Consider the following 20,837-nt stretch of genomic DNA (forward strand, 5'->3'; position numbering starts at 1 on the left):
TAAGCAATAGGCCGTAGGCAAAAAAGCTTAAAGCTTACTGCTTACGGCTTATAGCTCAAAGCTCACAGCTTATTTCGAGTTCATTACAATCAAACGACCATCAGCATAATCCGCACCCGCTTCACCATCCAAGAAAATCTTGATAGCACGGTCTTGCTTTTCAATACTGATACTAGCAATATCCTCAGCTGTCCCCTCTGGAGCAAGGTAAAATAAGTTACCCGAAGGTGTCCAGAACTGCTTTTCAGTACCTCCCAAAAATGAACGATACTTAATGGTAGTATTCGGTAACAAAGCCAATTTCCACGCATTACCTTCTTTGAAAACTACTTGGTTTCCAGCCGTGATAGGCAGAGCCGCCACAGCATTCACCATAAAGGCATAGTGCTTAAAGGGCAAATACAATGTCGCTTCTTCTTCAATGTATTCTACCAATACATCCGAAGCCACAATAATATCAACAAGCTTTTGGATTTCTGCCAAGATGTTAGCCTGCGTAATAGTCGCCACAGATGTGGCCATGTTAGTAGTTGGAATATCACCCACGCCACCATTGCCCACAGTCAAAACACCTTTCGTTAGTTTGATGCCTAAACCATCAAAAAGGTTTACACCACCAACACCACCAGCCGCATTATAAACCCCTTTGAAAACTGCCTGAGTCATATCCTTACCCGCCTGAGCAAAGATTCTACCCATGTAATAAGCCATCGCTTCAAACGAATAAATATCGCTTGGGTCAGTTGATTTTTTATTGGCCAAGTACGACTTGCTCCAAGCATAAAGCGTTACTTCGTCCAATTTTAAATCCGCTTTAAATGGCTTAATTTCACCAATTCTCGCATTAAGGCTCACAGCATCGTTGGTGAAATTGGTTGAACCTGTTCGCCCTGGTTGTAAAATAGGGTTAGTACTATCTCTAATCAACGGTACTTTGTCTTTTGTTGGAATTACTGAGAAATCCCCGTTTCGCTTTTCGTCGAAACCATTACTCATTTTCAGCCCAAAAATTTTGGTGTAGTCACCCATGTTACGCTGAAGCTCGACCGCTAGGTCTGAAATTTTCATTGATGATGCCATCGTAGTATTATTTAATAAAAAGGTGAGAAAATAGCTGTAAGCGATAAGCTATAGGCTCTAAGCTTTTTTTGCCTAAAGCCTACCGCCTATAGCTTAAAGCATCTAAACCAAATCCCCCATCAAAGAAGGATACAGCGCTGCCAAACGGTTCAATTCTTCCAAGGCCTTGGCATCCTTTTCAGCTGTTTTTGAAATACGAACAGGCGCACCAGCCGCACCATTGTTTTCAGTATTCACCGCCATATTCGTAGGGCTTTGCGACGCTTTGAACTCTTTTAATTCCTGATTCTCCTGTGTTAGCCTTGTATTCTCCGCCTGAATACCATTGATTTTCCCATCCATAGCCGTCATAATACCCATTAACTTTTCAAGGGTTACAGGTTCTTCAGTAGTCGCTACAGCTCCTGTCGCTGGTAGTGTTCCTACTACAGGTGGTGTTCCTGCGCCGGGAGCGGTTCCAGCTGGAGGCGTACCAGTTGGCACGGTTCCAGTACCCGCACTAGCAAGTAATTGAGAAGCTGCTGCTTCGTCTGCTTTAATCGCAGAATCAATATCAGACGCCATTTTTTCGGTGAGGGTTGGCGAACCTACTAGGCCAGCGATGAGCTCACGAACCTTCTGAAACTTAATTTCCATAGTAGAAAAAATTAAAAAGATGTAAAATTAATTATTGCGTTTGTACTGTAATCCAAGTACATCCGCACGTTTAAGCGCATTGTCAAAACCCATCAGGCCGTCGGCCAAACCAATCTTAACCGCCTCTTTGCCATAGAAAATACTACCACCCGGGTCAGTTGTGAGGGCAACTCGTTTCTGCTGAACTTCCTGAAGGAATATTTTGCGTGAAGCGTCTAAAACTTTTTGCTCTTGAATGATCGCTTTTTGTTGATACTCACCCTCAAAGGCTTCAATACCATTCAATGCATTTTTATCTTCGGCGCCAGAACTTCGCAAAATCAAATACTTTTCTCCAGCTTTCGCCAAAGCTTCCGACTTATCTACATATACGCTCATGGTACCAATTGAACCCGCTGCCGTTATTTCGTTCTCCAGATAACATTCTAAACATTGAGAGAAAGCCCAAAAAGCCGCTGAGGCTACCATGTTAGTACCAAATCCTACAATTGGCTTAACAGAATCTCTTACAGATGCTGCCATATTTTGAGAACCGTTCAACTGTCCTCCGGGCGAATCAACTCGCCACAGCATCGCATTCACTAACGGATTACCATTACATAAGGCAATCTGTTGGGTAAGCCATTCGGTTCCATCACTGTAGTAGTCACCATAGCGCTGTGTAGCTCCACGAGTTGTCAGTACCGCCACCAGTCCGTCTTTGCCTTCAACAGTTTCAATTCCCAACCATCTTAATTCTCTTTGAGTATAGTTGTTAATCGTCGCTGAGGCAATCATCTCAACAGGCGTTTTGGTTATTTGACGGGAATCAATTTGATTCCCAGCCAAATACCGATTATAAAAATCATAAAAATGGCGCTCTTCGATGGCGAGCGGCCCTTGACCCAATAGATGTAGCATATATTAATAGCGGTTCGCCGCCGCGGGTGTAAAACGCTTAATTTATTTGCTGGCTCTCCAAGCACTACGACCAAACCACCTCACGATTTGGTACATGATATAGTGCCTAACAAAGCCCTTGGGGTCTACCTTATTGGCGAAATACAAAAACTGTTGGTCTGCAAAATAACGAGCCTGTTTTTCGCCCAATTCCTTTTCCCTTAACTGCAAATCATACAAATAATCATGGACCAACGCCGCACGATTATACTTGCCTATCGGCGGGAAAAAGCTCCATAATATCCAAGGAACGCTAGCGAAATCGGTCACATAGCCAGCGCTTATTTTGATTGTCGTACCGTCGCTAAGCGTTTCCTCAAATGGTTCGTAAAGCTCCCACCAATCACTCTTGTCAGTCGGAGCCTCACGATATTGAACTACAATCTTACTGTACATTGGTTACCGCTAGTCTAAAGTCAGTCAAGCTACCTTCAAAGGCAAATCCCTGTAAGGCATTATTAATGGCCGTTAGCCCTTCCATCGTTTTGTTGGCTCTATAGCTTTCAATCAACAAATACAACTCAAACGGAATGATTTTTGAACCCGTATCAAAAAGTACAGGTGTACCAAAACTCACAATAGATTCTTCAAGAACAGGCTTATTATACTTCATAATCGGATTACCCTCAGCATCCAAGCTCGGCACCATTTTGATATACTTCTCCGCCAAAATCTCATAAGAGATTTCACAAACATTCGTCCCATCCGTTACAAACAAATCTCTTAAAAGCGTGTAACGCATCGTGGTTGGTATTACTGTTACCTTATAAGGAACAGCAATATTAATTGAGGCACTTTTCATAATGTTTCTATTTTTAAGCTTAAAATACAGGTGTAATCGCATATGATAACGTCTTACCAATGGGTGCAGTAAACGTTAAAGGGTTGTCGGTATTAGCCGTACATGTACTCGCTGGCGTAGTGGTAATGGTTGTTACTCCCGAGCTGTCCAATACTTCAAACGTGAAATCAAAAGGGAAACGAACATTTCTCGTGATACTAGCTCCCGTGCCATCCACCGCAAAGGTAGATTTCCCCAAACTTCTGAGTATCGCTTCTGGCGAAACATAAGCCCCACGACCCAAATCACCGTTAGATGGTGCCTGACCCGCATCCTTTCCAAGTTTTGTGCTAGGCGTCGATAAATACTGAAGTTCGGTATTGGTTAAACGTTCACCCCAAATACAAATCTGTTTCACAGGTGCATTGGGCGAAGTATCCGACCCAATTCTTAGTTCGTTTAGTGCAGGTATCACCACCGCATTATCATCCGCCGAAGCCACACCATTCACATATACTTTTGCATCATTATTGGCAAAAGCATAAGCCATTAGTACCGAGTTGGTAGCAGGCACAATATTAGCAGAGTTCTGAGTAACGCCATCATACATAACAAAGCCCTCAACACTACCATTCGTATTGGCAATTACACCGATTCTATTAGCCCCACCAGCAGTTGCAACACCTTGCAACATCGCATATTTACCATTACCCGTAGCTACTTTTCCTTTGGCAGCACTTACAAAAATTGTCCCTTTGTTAATGGCTCCAAAAAGTTGACTGAACTGCGTTCCTGCAATCACAATCATATCTTGCTCTCTGGTTACAGTAGTAGCCGCTGTAGGAATATACGAAGTCGCATCAGCTCCCTTTGCTAATTGTGGACCATAGATATAGATATTCTGCGAAGCACTAGCAGTATGCGCACCCGTAACAGGTATAATCAGTGTATTTAAAGTAAAAGAAGCACTAGAAGTAAACGAAAGCTCACATCTATACCAACCATTTGGGTACAATGTCATGGCCGAGCTTACAAACGTAAAGCCTGCACCATAAGTAGTCCCTGCTAACCTTGTTCCAAGATTTAAGTTATAAGTTACGGTTACACCGCCTCCAGTAGAAGAAACTTGCATTTTAAAAGCTGTTCCTATGGTACCAGCTTTTGCCCAAACTGAAAAGGTGTGTGTAGTGGCATCCGTAATGGTAACGCCTTGCGTAAGAGCAGATTCAGTAGCAACAGCATTATCCGTTACAAGACTAGCTTCAGCTAACGTTCCATTAGGTCCAATGGTATCACTTGCACTAATTGCCAACGATATTTTTCCCCAAGCAGCATTTGAACAGTCGGTGGAATATCTTAGCAAATTTGTTCTGCTTTCTTCTAGCAACAGCCCCAAACATTCGCCAGTTAGCGGGTCAAAGGTAAAGCGAGGCTTGTTAGCCTGTACAGTTTTTACAAAGCCATTTCGGTCAATGTAAGTCCCCACACTGTTTCTAGTAAAAGAAAAGGCAGGGTCAAGGAATCTACCATTGGCAAAGTCTAAATTCAAAATAGGTCTAAGAGCAGGTCGTCCAAACCCACCTGCCAAAGCATCAAAACTGGCTTTATTGTCATTGACTACCTTACCGAGCGTATTGGCTGGATAATCCGTTTTGGCTGCATTGTGCGTTAGCTCTCCAGAATCGTAGGCATGCAATAAATTAGGGTCTATCGTTGCTGGGAAATACGAACCTAGCGCATTTGAATATTCCGTCGTCAGAAAAACCCTAAGCTCAGGTTGGTTCGTATAAATTGAAAGCAAAGTTTCTTGAGACAAATTATTGCTCAAAACTGTGCCATTCAGTGCATTATTGCTCTGTACGGCTATTTTTCCATTGTATGCGGGGTCTACCCGAATTACCACTGCCATTTGTATATAAAATTATAAGGTGACTAAAACTGAATTAATCAAAAACACATTCACCGATTCGGCATAGAACGACGGCTCTTTAGATAACCTCCCAAACTTGATATTCACCGTACTGGTCCCAACATTCAAGCTACACGCCAACAGTCTCAGCGGTTGTCTGACCGTTCCCAGTACCTTGGTTACACCGTTACGGTCGGTCGATAGCCCAATAAAAGTTTTCCCTCGCATACTATTAATCGAAAGCGTACGATTCGCAAAATCTTTCGGTACATTCAATTCTACCACCGTTTGCCACGCATCGCCCTGTTCAGATGGCACCAAGTCTTCATTATAAAACCCCACCCCTTCAAACTTCATATCCACCACCTTTGGATTCAGCAGAACAATTCCACCAGTCGGCACACTCCAGTTAGCAAGCTTCGGGTTAATTTCCTTCACATCCGAAACACCAATAAGCCTGAACTTCCTAAGCCCAGACGCATTGCTTTTACCTTCTATCGATTCGGTGCCAACTACAGTATTCATTCGCCAAATCTATGATGGTTTTCTGCTTTTTGGTAGGATAGAAAAACCATGCAATTATTACACAAAAAGCCCTCATACACATTGTATAAGGGCTTTTTAAGGTAATTAGAATGCCAAAAATTGAATGAATAACTACGATATTCATTGAATACCTCAAAAAGTTGATGAATAGTACCCCAACTTTTTTTCTATTTTTTTACGCTGATACGTCTGATGATTCCGCCACATTTGGCGTAACCGCTCTGCTATCTTTCCATCATCGTCAATATCATACTTTACCATAAAATTATCAACGGCGTTATAGTCGCTAACGCCCAGCTCTACGAAAGCTTCACAGTGTGCCAAGAATACCTCTCTAAAATGATACTCCAAGGCCTGTACAAAAAGCTGGACTTTTACAGGATGTAAGAAATGATTTTTCAGCGAATCGGGTAACAGAATCGTAACACAGCTCTTTTCTTCCATATCAGCAATTTTCGGTAAGCTATGTACATAACCTACCTTCTGACAAGCCAGCTCGGTCAATTTTCCGAGAAACGAGCGCCTTGTAAGGTCAATAATAGCAGTGTCGTCCCCATATCTACTAATTACGAATTTCCGCACATGCGGTTCTTTGATAGATATTCTGGTTTTAATCATTGTTGAAATTGTTTATTTGTATTATTCTAATAATTTGCCTGTGGTTGGTGACATTCCGACGAAAACGAAACGCTAGGGTAACTTTTCATTTTCTGTGTCAAATGGCTGTATTCTTGTAACCATGTATAAATATCTGATTGTCAGTATTTTAACTCAATTTAATAAGGTGTTTTCTATTTTCCAAATTTGTAACCAAATTGTAACCAAAGCAAAAATTTAAAAGCTGCCTTATTTAGTTACAACTTTTTTGTAACCATACTACAACTTTTAAAAAAATAATTGTAACTAATAATAGATAGATAAGTTGCTGATATACAGATTGTTGAAATTTTAAAAAATCCTTCGGTTACAGGGTTACAGAGTTTCTTCAAAATCTACTATCCTTACTAAGAGAATCGAAAAGAGGGCAAAACCCGCCCACCAAAATAAAAAAAGAAGGAAAAAGAAGCGGCTGTGTTTTTGTATGATTTTTAGGCTTTTGTTCCCATAGATTATATAGAGTACTCATGATGTAAAAACGCATAGACCCCACTATGCGAAAAGCCCTGCACTTGTATAAGGCAGGGCTTCTGTAATACGACTTTCCAAGTCGTTACTCGTTAAGATATGATTTATAAGGTTCCTCCGAACTAAAATGAATCAAGCTTCGTGCCTCTACAAGCTCGTGAAATAGGTTGAAGGCTAAATACTTGCTCTTGTCCTTCCCAACCTCCCAGAAGTCCACATAATACGCCTGTGGTTTCTCCAGAAAGTCAATGCCTATCAGCAAAAATTTACGATTACCGGTGACATCTTGCCACCATGTATTTCGTCGATATTTTTCATGTGGTTTTTCCATTGTTTTTCTGGTTACGGTGTTTTCCTGAATTTTGATGACCAGCCCACTTTTGTGGCGTGTTAAACTCACGGCCACAACAAACCTTTGTTTTAAACACATACTTTTCCGTATGCTCCTTTTCAAGGGGTTTGTATACTGGCTCAGCGTTGAGCTGTCCAAGCTCTATTTTAATGGCCCTCACTATTGCTTCGGCTTGGGTCAGCATCAACAGGAGCAACGACTTACGGGGTAATTTCGGGTCACATAATTGGCTAAAGTATTTCTGAAATACTTCAAGCCTAGTTGGTAAATCAGTCATGTTACTTTTTTAGTATATTAAAAATTGCATGTTCCAATTCTGGTAATGTTTTTTTTCCGTAGGTGACATAAAATTTTGTATCATCATAAATCATCCAAAACTTGGCTGTATATTTAGTCTTACCGAATATCTCGTAACATTCAACATTATTTTCCCACATATTAGTTGTATCATTCAACTTCTCTAAGAACTCATCATTAAATTTGACTTTTTCCATTTGTTGTTCATTATTGTTTAAAAGGGTAAATCTTGTTTTTCAGGTTCTTCAAGGCCTTTCGTGCTAATTTTAGTCTCTGGCGATTGAATATAAAAATGTTCAATACTCTGCGGTTTAGGTAGCTCCGTTTCTATCCACGATTTCGTCTTATTATCAAAAACCTCCCTGGTCTTACACTTGATATTAATACGACCATCTTCCTGAATATGCTTGGCTTCTTTGGGGTTTAAAATCCAGCCTTTCATTCTGCAATAGAGGGCAACTTTGTCTTTAAAACCATTGGTAGTAATATCTACATTCACTTCCATTTTGTAGCTCTCAAACATCTTATAACGGGGTACATAAGCGTTCAAAGTCTCGTTGTCTTCACTAAAATACAAATTGGCCCACGGTATAAAGTTGGGTCCTAGTTTAGATTTATAGGTGTTTATCATCAGCTCTTTCATCGGTGGCTCTACCTTACCAAACTTCAAATAGACCTGAATACACTGAGCTGCGAAGTTTAAAAACGCTATCCATTCTTCTTTCGTAAAATCTTGAAAAAGGTTCTTTCCAAACTCGTCAATGGGGCGTCGTACTTCCCGATATTCTCCCGAAGCATTGTAGTGGTAATAGTCTGAAAATGCCAAAAACCATAGACGTCTCAGCGTACTGTCGTCACTCTCTACAGGTGGGAAGTTGCTAGAGATATGAATCTTAGGCATATCCTTAAACATCAAATTGAACGACTTCGTACCCTTCGGGTTTACCTTCATAAAGGTAGTAATTACTGCAAAGAAGAAAGAGAAATCCAAGTACTTCTGACCATCATCAACCAACAAATAATCCGTATGCTCCGTGACGTTCTCAAATATGTGACGGTTCTTTGTCAGCTCTTTGTCTCGGCCATCCAGTACCTCATATTGCATCATGTTAAAGAAACTCTTACCAAAAACAGATTTACCAGTACCACCCTGCGACTTATCCGAATCTCTCATGATATAATCCATACTCCAGATACAATACGTATTTGCTTCATCTTTATAGCGGTGGAGCAGATAGCCCATTGCTGACATTTTAGCCACTAAGTGCAGCTGTTGTTCTTTCTGTTCATCTTCTTTCAACAGTGGACCTTTAATGTCATATTTGTGGACTAGTCGGTATTGCTCTTTGTCTTCAGACGATTTATCCAACCTATCCTCCAGTTCAGTCCGCCAGTGAACCCGAGAGGTATTAATCAAGAAATTGAAAAACGGATTATCGTCTTTCAATACATCAATTAGGTATTCACCCAGCTCGTTTTTCTCGATGCGAAAATAAGGATCGCTAATTTCGATATCCACCGCCTGTTCCTTTGCTCTTTCATCCAAATATTTAGGCGCTATTACTTCATGCTCCCAAACAAACGTATCTGCTTTATTGGCTTTTACCGTTTCAATTTTGTTTTCAGATACCGTCCAAACTTCATTTTTAAAGAATAGTTTCTGTGAGAAACGGTCATAATCTTTAAAGTCCAAACTCCATCGAGGCAAACGCTCCAATGTGTTTTCTGTCAGGTCTTTCGAACGAATAAAGGCATCAATCAAATCAGACTCAGCATGACGGCTCTCTAAAAAGCCATCAATAAATTCCTTCATTTCATTAGCTTTGATAGAAGTAACGATATTGTTTGTTATCCTCACGAAGTCCGTTCCTCCAGCATTATTCTTTAGCTGCACAAAGCCATTCCGGTGCAAGAAATTCAGCATCAATTTTGGTTTAGGCGTATATTTCAAAATGGCTTTCCCTTCAAAATACTTTGGGTTACCTTTGGCGTCTAATGCTGGCGCCGCATTCCAAAAACGTAGTGGGTATGAAATCTTAATAAGGTTGCTAAAGTCATGCTCCCCGTAGTGATTCAAATAATCACGAACATCCTTACTGTATTTGGGTTTACCATCTTGGTCAAACTTTCCAGTTTTCAAGTTCGCCAATGACTCAGGCAGATAAATCGTATAAAGGTCTAGGTGATAACTAGCCAACTCAAACGCTTTTTTCTTACCCGTGGCGTCGATATCAGGAAGGTTATAAACCCTATGAGCCCAAAACGTTAAATTGTGCATCGGGATAGACCAGGGATGCACAGTTTCACTATTAAACCAAACCACCTCATAACCGAGTGCTGCCACATTCAAAGCATCCGAACCGCCAGTGCAAATAATGATTTCCGAAAGCTTTCGTTTCTGCTCATCTTCCATCATTTGGGCCTCATTAAACTTTCTCAGGATACGGTCTTTACCAAACATATAATCCTTTGGCTTTTGTCCATAGCTCGCAAATCGGTTGGCAGCATCTTTGGCAAAAGGTTCATAAAACTTTTGCCAGCTCCCTTCATTAAACATATAAATCGGGTACCCTTCAGTACTCGAAAATGTATGTACAACTTTCTCTCCAGTGGCTTTCAGTTTCCCTACCAAACTAGAACTTTCTAATACATGTAGATTATACCGTTCAATCAATTTACAAGCATTGATATACGCCACTTCGTCGTCTTCTCCCTGTTGCAGATGGCTCCAAACGTGTTTACTAAAGAGCGTCTTTAAATCGCTCATTAATGGCTTTTCCTTATAAGTCCATGTACGTGTTCCAATTACCTCGTCTTCAGTAGCAGGTCGTACCCTATATTCTGGCTTTGCTTTGGTTGTTACCTCGCTAAAAGTTTTACCCGAAATATTAAAAGTTTGCTCAATCCATCTGCACGCACCTCGAAAGTCAACGTTCAATTCCTTCATTACCAAGTCGATAGGACTATACGACCTATCGCCAAAATCGGTAACATACCAGGCATTCTTATTAGGATTGAGATACAGAGAACTGGAGGCACTTCGTTCGTCTCTGATTTTGAATTTAAACTGTTTATCCCTGCTCGCTTTTTCAGCGTCAGGGAACAACATTACGATAATATCCAACCCACTGTTGGTATGCTTATAGTACTCTTCTACTGTGATATAACTCATTTGAATGGGGCTGGTAAGTCTGTGGTTCTTGTTATTGAGATAGATGTATAAGGCACTTATTTTGCTTTGATTTTGGTACTTAAACGGGCTATTACTTTGTTTCGACTACTATACTTTCTCTTGAGTCCACCGAGAACAATAAATCATGCTCCAGCTTTACTTCGTCTAAAACTTTTTGAGTTATACCCGTTATAAGCCCTAAATGATGGCTCTTTTGAATAGGGTCTTTATCCGTAGTAGTTTCAATAATAAAGGTTAACGTATCGATAAACCCCTCTAAATCACGGGTAAGGAAAACCAAATAATTCATTCGCTCCTTTAGTTTAGGTAGGTGAGCCGAATATTCGCTATCCATTAAATACAATCTCAATACTTCGTCAAATTTCATGTTAGTTTAGTTTTTGTTTACGATTATCTAGTTCATTATTAGCCATTTCCAATCCCTTTGTCCAAACGGGTATCATGTGGTTTGATGCAAACCTATTATTTTGAATAGTCGCTTTAACTAGTTTAATATAGTCCATAATTTGTACCTGAGTCATCTTCTTAAGCACATCCTCAAATGCTGGTCTTTTTTGCTCATCCATAAAAAACAGCGATTAGTATTAACAATATCCAAAAACCAAAATAACCTGCGATAAATACTTTTACCACCGATTCAAAGTCCTTAAAACTCCTCTCAAAAATGCTGGGAGGTTTGGGGGTGTTCAAACAAATCTGTCTGTTAACTTCAAGCAGAGTAGAAAGCTCCTCGAAATATTGCCTTCCACAACACTGGTTTGGTAGGATATTAGTTAAGATATCCAAACACACACTTTTTCCTTTCTCAAGCACATTAATGGCCTCACTGCATTCAGCGTCCGACCATTCTAAATGTTTGTTTTCCTGAATTTCTTCAAGAATCCTTCTAGGTGATTTAGGTCTTTTCATTTGAGTAAATGATAAAAAATAATAACAGTTAGAATTAAAAACAGCGTAATCAGGAGGTCTAAAAGACCCTCTTGAAAGTAGGTAGGTAGAGACCAAAACCATTGCATTAGGTTAGAAATTTTCATGAGATTTAAAATTTATATGGTTGAACTTTAGTTGAATTTTTTAAATATCCAGGGCCACAAAGCAGCCCCGGAATATGATTACATCTACACACTTAACAAACCAAGTATTTGGGGCAAATACCAACTGATAAAACACCGCCAAAATACCCAACAGTACTACATTTATACTTTTCAGGAAGTTGATTCAAAACGCTTTCTAACGCTACGTTGGCATTAAAATCTAAAGCCCAAACATCATTTTGAAATTGCATAATTCTTACTTTCGAGCTCGTTACGGCTCTAGCAAATTGTCTAATCGTCATGTTCATTATTGTAAAGGGATTTTTATTTTGGGATATTAATTTTTACTCTCTTTAATACGTTAGCAGCTCTATTTTCCCTTACTGCTTTTTCAGCTTGATAGTCATCAATGATTTTTTCCCAGAGTGTTAGAATTGTTTCATCCTTTGAACGGCCTTGGTGTACATTTTGCATCAAAGTAGCCCCTTCCAGCGAATCATACTCAGGAGCAATTGCTATTAATCGTTTTCGCCAATCAGCAGGTAATTGGGGCTTTAATAAAGTCCATTTACCGTTAGATAAGTTTTGACGTTTTCGTGGGGTTGTTAATTGGCTTGCCATCCTTTTTTTATTAGATTTACAATGTAATAAGTATATGTATTTATTACAGTGTAATATTAGTATATTACTTCTAATTTATGAAGTAACTACATTTAAAATTTATACAATAAATTATAATTTAGAATGATTCCAAATAGACATTTCGGGGAAGCCTTAAAGAAATATATAGAAATCAATAGTATTACAGCCTCTAAAATCGCTGATAAGCTTGGAATGACTCCAACAGGATTCTTTGCTTATTATAAAGCGAAAAATCCAAGACCTGAGACTGTGGAAAAGATTTTAAAAGCTTTGGATATTAGTTTGGAAGATTTATTTAAGGATAAAAAAGAAGTAAACAATGAGGAAGACTATAAAGCTAAATATGAAGCAGAATTAAAGAAAAATACCGAATTACAAGATTTATTAATAAAGTACCAGCAGCAGGAAATAGAGGCCTTAAAACAACAAAAGGCAAATAGGGGGGAAACCCCCGTTTCAGAAGCTAATGCATCTAATTAAGAATTTCATGTTTTACAATACTCGCAATTAAGAATTAAATATCCTATTCATTTATTAAAACCACATTACACATTGAAAAAATATATATTTATCAGTTTCCTATCTATGTTTTGTCAAATTGCTTGCCAGACTAATTCTACATCTGAAAGCAAACAAAGCACAACAGAAAAGACTCCTAAAGAGATAGAAATTAATAAAAACGAGATTCAAATCAAGAAAACAGATTTTAAAGATTGGCCATTTACTGTCGCTGAAGGTCGCCTTTGGTGTGATGATGGCAAGATTTTATTCTCAGCTGAAGGAACGCTTTACGGGATTAATGGAGCTGGGGCAACATTTGCTAAATCGGAGGGAGGTCATGACCTCAAAGAGATTTGGGCAATAGATTTAAAGCAGAAAAAAGAACTTTTAGCGCTCGGACTAACAGATAAACAGTCTGACGCATATATGGATATTTCTCCAATTTTAGAAAAGGGGAAATCCCTTTGCCAGTGATGGCACTAAAATCACAATAAATCTAAAATGGCACTAAAAAAGAGCCAGATGTCAGTATAAAAAAATCAAAAAACACTTAAAAACGGCTATTTAGGGCATTTTCTGAAAAGAGCGAGAAGTAATGGTTCTTGTGGTTTTGTTTCAGAAGGAAAGCCCTCAGACTATGTCAGAGGGCTTTTTATGCATATTTGAGCCCATAGACACCACTCAAATGCACAGTAAAGAGGCAGTTAGATTTCCTTAAATTTTGTATGGGTATATAGATGTATTACAATACTTGTAGTGTATTATACTGCTTCTATTCTCCACAATAATGGAACTAGGTTCTTTAACTCCCTTTTATAAGAAATATTCAATATCTTTGTGAACCACAAGTTTGGTTTCTTGTGGTTTTGTTTTGTTATAAGAAAGCCCTCAGATGTTATTTGGGGGCTTTTTACAGTTTTTTGAGCCATCAAAGGCTCAGTCAATGGCAGTTAGAAAAAAATAGTACTACTTACATAAGTTATATCGTAACTCCTGAGCCATTAGAAATAATTATCAATGCCTAAAAACCTCCTCTCTTACATGGCTAATTTATCCTTAGCTTCAACGAAAGAAGAATCTATTTTGGATAATTAAGAAACAATGGGCTGACAATTAAGGCGAAAACGATGGTGTTTTCTTCTACATAATTCATTAATATAGAACAATAGGTCATTCAATACCAACTTAGGGTAAGGAAAAAAAAGTGAAGGGTAGGACAAAAAAAGTCTATCACAAAACTGTAATAGACTTTTTAAAGTTGGTAGGATATCAATTAATCAAACAAATTATAGCTATCATCCTTATTCTCAATAGCCACCTACACATTTGCTGCTACTCATTATACGTAATCGCTTGAGATACCGTTAGGCAAATATACGTATTGATGTGCATTTGTCGGCCTACCTGAGTAGCCCAAGCATTGTAGTCCGCTTCGCTTTTCCCCGTTAATTGGATATAGCGTTCCATGTTCTTACGAACCTTCGACTGTTCCTTTACTGCTGCCGTTTGGATGTTCATTATTGTGTTGATTTACAGTTGATTAATTGTTTTTTGATACTGTAAATTTCTCTCAACAGAACGGATAACAGAAAAAAAAATCCTGCTGATATGGCAGGATTAGGCAGTTATTTTGGCAATTTGAATTAAGTATACATAAATTTCCATTCTTCAGAAGAATCATTATTATCCCAGCCACCTAGGCAAACTCTTCCTAATATATTTGATGAATATATCGAACTATCCCAATATCTATTTTTACCTTCTCCTTTACCTTGAATATTTGCAGCTTCAAAAAAACTTGAAATCGGTTTTAAAGAAGGATATTCTCGTGATAGTTTACATAATAGTCTTGTAATTAATACAGCCAAGGGATTAAAGTAGGGTACTTGATTTTTTAATAAACTACTAAAACACAAATAGCTTGAAACAGCAGACCCATTTTTCCCATAAATTGGAATGTACTCATCAAAGTTGGGAACAAATCTTGGTCCAAAAAAAGTAGTCTTACAAATGCTCCATGTAGTTAAATCTGCAATGCAAATCAAGTCAGGAGCAAATTTAGGATGTTTAATCTTAGCCTTATCCATCGTTTCAATATACGAGGTTACATTTTCAATGGGTTTAGATGAAGGATTCTTCCATGAATGTGAATGACACAATAACCCATATAATATTGATGAATGAAGTTCTTTATATGGAGAGCCTACTTTAGGAAAAGTAAGATTTTTAATTTCCACAGAACTCTCAAAGAATTCTTTAATATGTGTGGCTTTCAAGGTTAATTTACATTCAAATGCGGCTAATACTCCAGTAGCTAGGTATAATTTCGTATTTATTAAACCCTCTGGATATTCTGGTCTTAAAACTATTACATCAATCTGTGGACTTGCTTTCCCTTTTGTATTTAAGATTCTACCTTTGGTTACTATTTTAAATGTACTTGGTAACCATTTTGAAAGAAGCTCTTTCCAATTTTCTTCACCTTGATCGCCAGCAGTGCCTGGGTCTTCTGTCGCTCTTCGTTGAATTCTTCTGTATTCATTTTCAATATTCTGACTTGTTGAGGTAAAAAATTCAATTAAATCCTCATTTGGATTATTGTCTGAAAAAAAAGTTGTTATGCTCATTATTGTATTTTTTTCTCTAAAACGGCAATCTCAAGCTTTTTTGAAACTCATGAGCCTTGCCCTGATTTTTTCTCAAGGTAATAATTTCTTTCCCAAAAATTTGCTGTAAATACTCAAAATCTTTTTGTTCTGCTTCAATATTTCTAAACTCAGCCAAACCCCCACGGTTCACAAACGTATCTTTCTGGGCAAAGTAAAAGCGAGTATCTTTCCAGCCACCATCGCTACTCATTATACGTAATCGCTTGAGATACCATTCGCCATAGCTTACGCATTGATATGCATTTGACGGTCTACTGCTGTCGTTTGATTATCTATTATTGAGTTGATTAATTGTTTTTGATACAGTGAATTTTTACCAATAGAACTGATGAGAGAGAAAAAAATGCTGATATGGAAGGATTAAGCAGTTATTTGGCAATAGTTTTTAATGAATCAACATACTCTACCATTTCCATTCTAGCATTGTATGCAGAAAGAAACAATTTATTTAGTATAGTGTGCTCATCTGCTGAAAAAAAGATATTTTTTAAATAATAATCTTGATAATTATACCATTCTTCTAGTTTTTTAAAGTAGATTTCCAACTTACTAACTACTATGGGATTCCCTTTATTAACAATCTCTAATAAATCTTCTTCTGTTAATCCCAAAAGATATTGGGATAAATTTTGACTATGCATAGCATAAATAAGTGCTGCTAACCGATATTCAGATGGCTGGAACATGTTTTGAGAATTTAGAATGTATGAGATATAATCGAATCTTATCAAGGAAGTCTTGCTGAGATGACAAGACTTAGCAATTATTGCGGAGTGTAGTATTAGTGAGGGGTATTATTGTATTAATCTGTATAGCCGAAAACATCCTAAATTGTTTTCTAAAATAATTAAATTAATTTCTAGGCGTGATGGTTAAATCTACTAAAAATAAATTTCAGTACATGCAATTCCTTCATAAATATTTTGGCGTTTAACATATCCTGACCGTGATTGTGTTATTGGGGGCATTTTATATTTTTGAGCCATTATGTGCTCAAGCAACGATAGTTAGAATTTTTTAAGATGATTTTTTTGTATAAAAAGATTTTTGCTGACACAACTAGCGTAAGTTAGCTTATCAAGCGTGGTCAACTTGACTCAATTCATTTACCATATTATTTTCATTATTCAACTCGACAATTATTCGCTCTACCAAACCTGTTAATAAACCTAAATGGTGCGCTTTATTTTCATCATTTTCAGTTTGATTAATAATCAACATATGTAACTCTTTCAAATAGTTTTTCAGATCTTTAATATATAAATCTATTATATACAATCTATGACTGGCAGGAATGTCCTGACTAGTATAACTATCGTTTGAAATATATTTTCTTAAAAGAACTTCTAATTCCATTTTTTTAAACGTTTAATTGATAATTCATGCCTCAAAAACTATTACGATGATTATAAGGCATATTAAAAGGAGTAAACCTACCAAAAGAGTATAACTATCTTGTCGGAAGTCCTCCACTTCTATTCCAAGCTATACTTAGCCATCTTTGGTACTTTTATGAGGTTAGTATGTTGCTCAACTTGTACTAATTGCTTCTCAAACTGGGGTATTTCATTATCATTTGTCAACATATAATAATGAGAGACTTTTTAGGTAATGTTAATTCTAATAAATTTGGTAAAATATTAACATCGTCGGGAGATTGAAAGTAAGCCAGTATATTACCACTCAACCATAAAAATTATCAAGATGAATTTTGTTGCAATTGATTTTGAAACCGCTAATAATTTTAAAGGAAGTGCTTGTGCTTTGGGACTTGTAAGGGTTGAAAATGGAAATATCGTCGAGAGAAAGGAATGGATGATAAAACCTACTCCCTTTGAAATGGGCTTTTACCAGAATCAAGTCCACAAAATTGAATTGAAGGATTTAGTAGATAAGCCAACTTTTAAGGAGATTTGGCATGAACTGAAACCTCTTTTGGATAATCAATTAGTCATTGCACACAATGCAAGTTTTGATTTTGGTGTATTAAATAGCGTCTGCTCGCATTATAATATACAAACTGCTCAGTTTACGCCCATGTGCTCGATTGCCTTATCAAGAATGGCTTGGCAGGGAGAAATAGGTTATGGATTGAGTTATTTGGTAGCCTCTAAACTTGAAAATTATACATTCAATCATCATAATGCTTTAGAGGATGCGGAAGCATGCGCTCATTTAGTCCTTAAAGTGTTGGATGAGTTGTCGTTAGCAAGTATCGAAGAAATATACCAATTCAAGGCTAATAATCAGGCTAAAAAGCGTTCCACTGGAGTTTCAAAGAAAAAGAAAACCCTTGAAATAGCTATTAATGAGAGCCACTCCAATGCTTTTAATGGCAAAGAGGTAGTGTTTACTGGAACGTTAGAGTATTTTGTAAGAAAAGATGCCCAAGCCTTGATAAAAAGGCTAGGAGGGAGCTGCTCAAGTGGTGTAAGCAATAGAACGAATTATGTTGTAATAGGTCAATCTGATGTTTATAGAGTAAGCCAAGGATATAAATCTTCAAAAATTAGTATGGCTGAACAATTAGTTGCTATAGGGTATAAAATTAAAATAATCACCGAGAATGAATTTATAGAAATGTTGTCAGCTTAATAAGGGAGGAAAAAAGGAAATTTAGCTCAAAAAAACCCCTTCTCTGATGGAGAAGAGGTTGGGGATGAGGTTGATATATCTATACCTAATAAATTACTTAGCTACATTAGCACGGATGATATTCAATGCACCACCTGCTTTAAACCATTCAATTTGTTGATCATTATAAGAATGGTTTACTACAATAGTATCAGTTGAACCGTCACTATGGTTTAAAACAACTTGCAATGGCTTACCAGGAGCAAATGAAGTTAAACCAAGCACATTGATTGTATCATCTTCTTGAATCAAATCGTAGTCTGCTTCATTCGCAAATGTAATTGCCAACATACCTTGTTTTTTCAAGTTAGTTTCATGAATACGAGCAAAAGATTTTACTAATACCACACGAACACCTAAGTGACGAGGCTCCATCGCAGCGTGCTCACGTGAAGAACCTTCTCCATAGTTTGAGTCACCCACCACGATTGTTCCGATACCAGCCGCTTTATAAGCACGTTGTGTTGCAGGAACTGGTCCATATACGCCTGTCAATTGGTTTTTAACGTTGTCTGTCTTCTCGTTAGCGAAGTTCAATGCCCCAATCAACATATTGTTGGAGATATTATCTAAGTGTCCACGATATTTCAACCAAGGACCAGCCATAGAAATATGGTCAGTAGTACACTTTCCTTTTGCTTTAATCAATAATTTCAACCCAAATAAGTCAGTACCTTCCCAAGCTGCAAATGGGTCTAATAATTGAAGACGATCAGATGTTGGAGAAACTTTCACTTGTACAGCAGAACCATCTTCAGCAGGAGCTTGATAACCAGCATCTTCTACTGCAAATCCTTTTGTTGGTAATTCATCACCTGATGGTGCATCTAATTTTACTAATTCTCCGGCTTCGTTTGTTAAGAAATCTGTGAGCGGGTTGAACGTCAAATCCCCAGCGATTGCCAAAGCCGTTACTAATTCAGGAGAACCAACGAAGGCGTACGTATTAGGGTTACCATCAGCACGTTTTGCGAAGTTACGGTTGAATGAGTGAACGATGGTGTTTTTCTCCGCTTTTTCAGCACCTGCACGAGCCCACTGACCAATACATGGACCACAAGCATTAGAGAATACTTTACCTCCGATTTGATGGAAAGTATCAATAAATCCATCACGTTCGATTGTATAACGTACTAATTCAGAACCCGGTGTGATAGTATATTCTGATTTCGTTTTTAAGCCTTTAGCAGCTACTTGTTTTGCTAAAGATGCTGCACGCGAAATATCTTCGTAAGATGAGTTCGTACATGAACCAATCAAACCTACTTCTATTTTAGTTGGCCAGCCGTTTTTCTCTGCTAATTCTTTCATTTTAGAGATAGGCGTTGCTAAATCTGGTGTGAAAGGACCGTTCAAATGTGGTTCTAATGTATCTAAGTCGATTTCGATAACTTGGTCGAAATAAGAAGCTGGGTCAGCATATACTTCTGGGTCAGCAGTCAAATGTTCTTTAATAGCATCGGCCAAAGCAGCTACCTCAGCACGCCCTGTAGAAGCTAAATAACGAGCCATCGATTCGTCATAACCGAAAGTAGAAGTAGTTGCACCAATTTCAGCACCCATGTTGGCGATAGTACCTTTTCCCGTACATGACATTGAAGTAACACCTTCGCCAAAATATTCAACGACACAGCCAGTACCACCTTTTACAGTAAGGATACCTGCTACTTTTAAGATGACGTCTTTTGGAGCAGTCCAACCGTTTAATTTACCAGTTAATTTAACACCAATAAGTTTAGGGAATTTCAACTCCCAAGCTAAACCAGCCATCACGTCGCAAGCATCAGCACCACCCACACCAATGGCAATCATACCTAACCCACCAGCATTTACTGTATGAGAGTCAGTTCCAATCATCATACCACCTGGGAAAGCATAGTTTTCTAATACTACTTGGTGAATAATACCTGCACCTGGTTTCCAGAAACCTAAGCCATATTTATCTGAAACAGATGAGAGAAAATCGTAAACCTCTTTGTTTTTATCAACCGCAACCGAAAGGTCAATTTTCGATTCTACTTTAGCTTCAATTAAGTGGTCGCAGTGAACTGTAGAAGGAACAGCTACTTTCGGACGACCAGCCTGCATAAATTGTAAAAGAGCCATTTGAGCTGTAGCATCCTGCATCGCGACACGGTCTGGTGCAAAATCAACATAAGAAGCACCTCTCTCAAACGTACTTGTTGGAGTACCTTCCCACAAGTGAGAGTAAAGAATTTTTTCTGTTAAGGTAAGGGGTCTGCCGACAAGTTTACGAGCTGCCTCCACGCGGGCTGGCATACGATCGTAAACTGCTTTAATCATTTCAATGTCAAAAGCCATAATATGTTTTTAGTTAAGAGTTTACGAAATTATAAGATTTAAAGAATAAAGATTTATCCATAAATCTAATTACTATTTTCCATTCTTAATGTATAGGGATAACAAATTTCAGGTATTTTAAGTTCTTTGCAGTCTGTGGGCGTACTTACGTCGTTAAAAATACATTTTTTAATGTTA

At 38.0% G+C, this 20,837-nt stretch carries 26 protein-coding genes; 3 read left to right on the forward strand and 23 right to left on the reverse strand.

Going from position 1 to position 20,837, the window contains the following annotated elements; all coding sequences use genetic code 11:
* Positions 1-69 precede the first annotated feature (69 nt).
* From VB264_RS05310 to VB264_RS05390, 17 genes are all read right to left on the reverse strand, one after another.
* On the reverse strand, positions 70-1,080 hold the full coding sequence (locus VB264_RS05310; protein ID WP_323247409.1) for a hypothetical protein: 1,011 nt from the start codon (positions 1,078-1,080) through the stop codon (positions 70-72).
* Between the two features lie 102 nt (positions 1,081-1,182).
* Positions 1,183-1,716, reverse strand: coding sequence for a hypothetical protein (locus VB264_RS05315; protein WP_323247411.1), 534 nt, complete (start codon positions 1,714-1,716; stop codon positions 1,183-1,185).
* A 27-nt stretch (positions 1,717-1,743) separates the two neighbouring features.
* The gene (locus VB264_RS05320; RefSeq protein ID WP_323247413.1) at positions 1,744-2,616 is read right to left on the reverse strand and encodes a S49 family peptidase; all 873 of its coding nucleotides are present in this window, start codon (positions 2,614-2,616) and stop codon (positions 1,744-1,746) included.
* Positions 2,617-2,658: 42 nt separating this feature from the next.
* On the reverse strand, positions 2,659-3,051 hold the full coding sequence (locus VB264_RS05325; RefSeq protein ID WP_323247415.1) for a DUF1353 domain-containing protein: 393 nt from the start codon (positions 3,049-3,051) through the stop codon (positions 2,659-2,661).
* Positions 3,041-3,457 carry a hypothetical protein gene (locus VB264_RS05330; protein ID WP_323247417.1) on the reverse strand — a complete coding sequence of 139 codons (417 nt, stop codon included), beginning with the start codon at positions 3,455-3,457 and terminating at the stop codon, positions 3,041-3,043. The genes VB264_RS05325 and VB264_RS05330 overlap by 11 nt, the downstream gene beginning before the upstream one ends.
* A 19-nt stretch (positions 3,458-3,476) precedes the next feature.
* Complete coding sequence (locus VB264_RS05335; protein ID WP_323247419.1) at positions 3,477-5,345, reverse strand: phage head spike fiber domain-containing protein; 1,869 nt, start codon at positions 5,343-5,345, stop codon at positions 3,477-3,479.
* A 12-nt stretch (positions 5,346-5,357) separates the two neighbouring features.
* Entirely contained in the window at positions 5,358-5,702 is a 345-nt protein-coding gene (locus VB264_RS05340; RefSeq protein ID WP_323247421.1) for a hypothetical protein, read from the reverse strand.
* A gap of 321 nt (positions 5,703-6,023) precedes the next feature.
* Complete coding sequence (locus VB264_RS05345) at positions 6,024-6,473, reverse strand: hypothetical protein (protein WP_323247422.1); 450 nt, start codon at positions 6,471-6,473, stop codon at positions 6,024-6,026.
* A 628-nt stretch (positions 6,474-7,101) separates the two neighbouring features.
* A complete protein-coding gene (locus VB264_RS05350) occupies positions 7,102-7,347 on the reverse strand; it encodes a hypothetical protein (protein ID WP_323247424.1) in 246 nt (81 codons plus the stop codon).
* Positions 7,331-7,645 carry a hypothetical protein gene (locus tag VB264_RS05355; RefSeq protein ID WP_323247426.1) on the reverse strand — a complete coding sequence of 105 codons (315 nt, stop codon included), beginning with the start codon at positions 7,643-7,645 and terminating at the stop codon, positions 7,331-7,333. Before VB264_RS05355 ends, VB264_RS05350 begins: the two co-directional genes overlap by 17 nt.
* 1 nt (position 7,646) lies before the next feature.
* Positions 7,647-7,862, reverse strand: a complete 216-nt coding sequence (locus VB264_RS05360; RefSeq protein WP_323247428.1) for a hypothetical protein — start codon at positions 7,860-7,862, stop codon at positions 7,647-7,649.
* Positions 7,863-7,879: 17 nt separating this feature from the next.
* A complete protein-coding gene (locus VB264_RS05365; protein ID WP_323247430.1) occupies positions 7,880-10,837 on the reverse strand; it encodes a primase-helicase family protein in 2,958 nt (985 codons plus the stop codon).
* Between the two features lie 91 nt (positions 10,838-10,928).
* Positions 10,929-11,225, reverse strand: coding sequence for a hypothetical protein (locus tag VB264_RS05370; protein WP_323247432.1), 297 nt, complete (start codon positions 11,223-11,225; stop codon positions 10,929-10,931).
* 1 nt (position 11,226) lies between these two features.
* Positions 11,227-11,424 carry a hypothetical protein gene (locus VB264_RS05375; protein ID WP_323247434.1) on the reverse strand — a complete coding sequence of 66 codons (198 nt, stop codon included), beginning with the start codon at positions 11,422-11,424 and terminating at the stop codon, positions 11,227-11,229.
* Positions 11,417-11,767 carry a hypothetical protein gene (locus VB264_RS05380; RefSeq protein WP_323247436.1) on the reverse strand — a complete coding sequence of 117 codons (351 nt, stop codon included), beginning with the start codon at positions 11,765-11,767 and terminating at the stop codon, positions 11,417-11,419. The genes VB264_RS05375 and VB264_RS05380 overlap by 8 nt, the downstream gene beginning before the upstream one ends.
* A 217-nt stretch (positions 11,768-11,984) precedes the next feature.
* Complete coding sequence (locus VB264_RS05385; protein ID WP_323247438.1) at positions 11,985-12,200, reverse strand: hypothetical protein; 216 nt, start codon at positions 12,198-12,200, stop codon at positions 11,985-11,987.
* Between the two features lie 16 nt (positions 12,201-12,216).
* A complete protein-coding gene (locus VB264_RS05390; RefSeq protein WP_323247440.1) occupies positions 12,217-12,513 on the reverse strand; it encodes a hypothetical protein in 297 nt (98 codons plus the stop codon).
* A 123-nt stretch (positions 12,514-12,636) separates the two neighbouring features.
* Here VB264_RS05390 and VB264_RS05395 point away from each other — a divergent pair, with 123 nt between their 5' ends.
* Together VB264_RS05395 and VB264_RS05400 are read left to right on the forward strand one after the other, a co-directional pair.
* Complete coding sequence (locus VB264_RS05395) at positions 12,637-13,014, forward strand: helix-turn-helix domain-containing protein (protein WP_323247442.1); 378 nt, start codon at positions 12,637-12,639, stop codon at positions 13,012-13,014.
* 72 nt (positions 13,015-13,086) lie between these two features.
* On the forward strand, positions 13,087-13,509 hold the full coding sequence (locus VB264_RS05400; RefSeq protein WP_323247444.1) for a DUF2511 domain-containing protein: 423 nt from the start codon (positions 13,087-13,089) through the stop codon (positions 13,507-13,509).
* 858 nt (positions 13,510-14,367) lie between these two features.
* Here the strand turns inward: VB264_RS05400 and VB264_RS05405 are convergent.
* From VB264_RS05405 to VB264_RS05425, 5 genes are all read right to left on the reverse strand, one after another.
* On the reverse strand, positions 14,368-14,553 hold the full coding sequence (locus VB264_RS05405) for a hypothetical protein (RefSeq protein ID WP_323247446.1): 186 nt from the start codon (positions 14,551-14,553) through the stop codon (positions 14,368-14,370).
* 125 nt (positions 14,554-14,678) lie between these two features.
* On the reverse strand, positions 14,679-15,662 hold the full coding sequence (locus VB264_RS05410; protein WP_323247448.1) for a DUF6602 domain-containing protein: 984 nt from the start codon (positions 15,660-15,662) through the stop codon (positions 14,679-14,681).
* Positions 15,663-15,678: 16 nt separating this feature from the next.
* Positions 15,679-15,894, reverse strand: a complete 216-nt coding sequence (locus VB264_RS05415; RefSeq protein ID WP_323247450.1) for a hypothetical protein — start codon at positions 15,892-15,894, stop codon at positions 15,679-15,681.
* 178 nt (positions 15,895-16,072) lie between these two features.
* Positions 16,073-16,390, reverse strand: coding sequence for a hypothetical protein (locus VB264_RS05420; RefSeq protein WP_323247452.1), 318 nt, complete (start codon positions 16,388-16,390; stop codon positions 16,073-16,075).
* Between the two features lie 391 nt (positions 16,391-16,781).
* Positions 16,782-17,060: a hypothetical protein gene (locus VB264_RS05425; RefSeq protein WP_323247454.1), complete on the reverse strand. Its 279-nt coding sequence runs from the start codon at positions 17,058-17,060 to the stop codon at positions 16,782-16,784.
* A 348-nt stretch (positions 17,061-17,408) separates the two neighbouring features.
* Here VB264_RS05425 and VB264_RS05430 point away from each other — a divergent pair, with 348 nt between their 5' ends.
* Entirely contained in the window at positions 17,409-18,299 is an 891-nt protein-coding gene (locus VB264_RS05430; RefSeq protein ID WP_323247456.1) for an exonuclease domain-containing protein, read from the forward strand.
* A 93-nt stretch (positions 18,300-18,392) separates the two neighbouring features.
* On the opposite strand, the gene VB264_RS05435 is transcribed toward VB264_RS05430, so the two are convergent.
* Entirely contained in the window at positions 18,393-20,660 is a 2,268-nt protein-coding gene (locus VB264_RS05435) for an aconitate hydratase (RefSeq protein ID WP_323247458.1), read from the reverse strand.
* Positions 20,661-20,837: the final 177 nt, after the last annotated feature.

Source organism: Arcicella aquatica (assembly GCF_034928825.1).
Lineage (GTDB): Bacteria > Bacteroidota > Bacteroidia > Cytophagales > Spirosomataceae > Arcicella > Arcicella aquatica.

Bases quoted from the DNA above. Each gene is read 5' to 3' on its own strand.
- VB264_RS05375 (WP_323247434.1), bottom strand. From the start codon at position 11,424: ATGGATGAGCAAAAAAGACCAGCATTTGAGGATGTGCTTAAGAAGATG.
- VB264_RS05385 (WP_323247438.1), bottom strand. From the start codon at position 12,200: ATGAACATGACGATTAGACAATTTGCTAGAGCCGTAACGAGCTCGAAA.
- VB264_RS05390 (WP_323247440.1), bottom strand. From the start codon at position 12,513: ATGGCAAGCCAATTAACAACCCCACGAAAACGTCAAAACTTATCTAAC.
- VB264_RS05315 (WP_323247411.1), bottom strand. From the start codon at position 1,716: ATGGAAATTAAGTTTCAGAAGGTTCGTGAGCTCATCGCTGGCCTAGTA.
- VB264_RS05325 (WP_323247415.1), bottom strand. From the start codon at position 3,051: ATGTACAGTAAGATTGTAGTTCAATATCGTGAGGCTCCGACTGACAAG.
- VB264_RS05330 (WP_323247417.1), bottom strand. From the start codon at position 3,457: ATGAAAAGTGCCTCAATTAATATTGCTGTTCCTTATAAGGTAACAGTA.
- VB264_RS05405 (WP_323247446.1), bottom strand. From the start codon at position 14,553: ATGAACATCCAAACGGCAGCAGTAAAGGAACAGTCGAAGGTTCGTAAG.
- VB264_RS05380 (WP_323247436.1), bottom strand. From the start codon at position 11,767: ATGAAAAGACCTAAATCACCTAGAAGGATTCTTGAAGAAATTCAGGAA.
- VB264_RS05420 (WP_323247452.1), bottom strand. From the start codon at position 16,390: ATGTTCCAGCCATCTGAATATCGGTTAGCAGCACTTATTTATGCTATG.
- VB264_RS05365 (WP_323247430.1), bottom strand. From the start codon at position 10,837: ATGAGTTATATCACAGTAGAAGAGTACTATAAGCATACCAACAGTGGG.
- VB264_RS05310 (WP_323247409.1), bottom strand. From the start codon at position 1,080: ATGGCATCATCAATGAAAATTTCAGACCTAGCGGTCGAGCTTCAGCGT.
- VB264_RS05335 (WP_323247419.1), bottom strand. From the start codon at position 5,345: ATGGCAGTGGTAATTCGGGTAGACCCCGCATACAATGGAAAAATAGCC.
- VB264_RS05415 (WP_323247450.1), bottom strand. From the start codon at position 15,894: ATGAGTAGCGATGGTGGCTGGAAAGATACTCGCTTTTACTTTGCCCAG.
- VB264_RS05395 (WP_323247442.1), top strand. From the start codon at position 12,637: ATGATTCCAAATAGACATTTCGGGGAAGCCTTAAAGAAATATATAGAA.
- VB264_RS05435 (WP_323247458.1), bottom strand. From the start codon at position 20,660: ATGGCTTTTGACATTGAAATGATTAAAGCAGTTTACGATCGTATGCCA.
- VB264_RS05350 (WP_323247424.1), bottom strand. From the start codon at position 7,347: ATGGAAAAACCACATGAAAAATATCGACGAAATACATGGTGGCAAGAT.
- VB264_RS05410 (WP_323247448.1), bottom strand. From the start codon at position 15,662: ATGAGCATAACAACTTTTTTTTCAGACAATAATCCAAATGAGGATTTA.
- VB264_RS05355 (WP_323247426.1), bottom strand. From the start codon at position 7,645: ATGACTGATTTACCAACTAGGCTTGAAGTATTTCAGAAATACTTTAGC.
- VB264_RS05320 (WP_323247413.1), bottom strand. From the start codon at position 2,616: ATGCTACATCTATTGGGTCAAGGGCCGCTCGCCATCGAAGAGCGCCAT.
- VB264_RS05360 (WP_323247428.1), bottom strand. From the start codon at position 7,862: ATGGAAAAAGTCAAATTTAATGATGAGTTCTTAGAGAAGTTGAATGAT.
- VB264_RS05340 (WP_323247421.1), bottom strand. From the start codon at position 5,702: ATGAAGTTTGAAGGGGTGGGGTTTTATAATGAAGACTTGGTGCCATCT.
- VB264_RS05425 (WP_323247454.1), bottom strand. From the start codon at position 17,060: ATGGAATTAGAAGTTCTTTTAAGAAAATATATTTCAAACGATAGTTAT.
- VB264_RS05370 (WP_323247432.1), bottom strand. From the start codon at position 11,225: ATGAAATTTGACGAAGTATTGAGATTGTATTTAATGGATAGCGAATAT.
- VB264_RS05430 (WP_323247456.1), top strand. From the start codon at position 17,409: ATGAATTTTGTTGCAATTGATTTTGAAACCGCTAATAATTTTAAAGGA.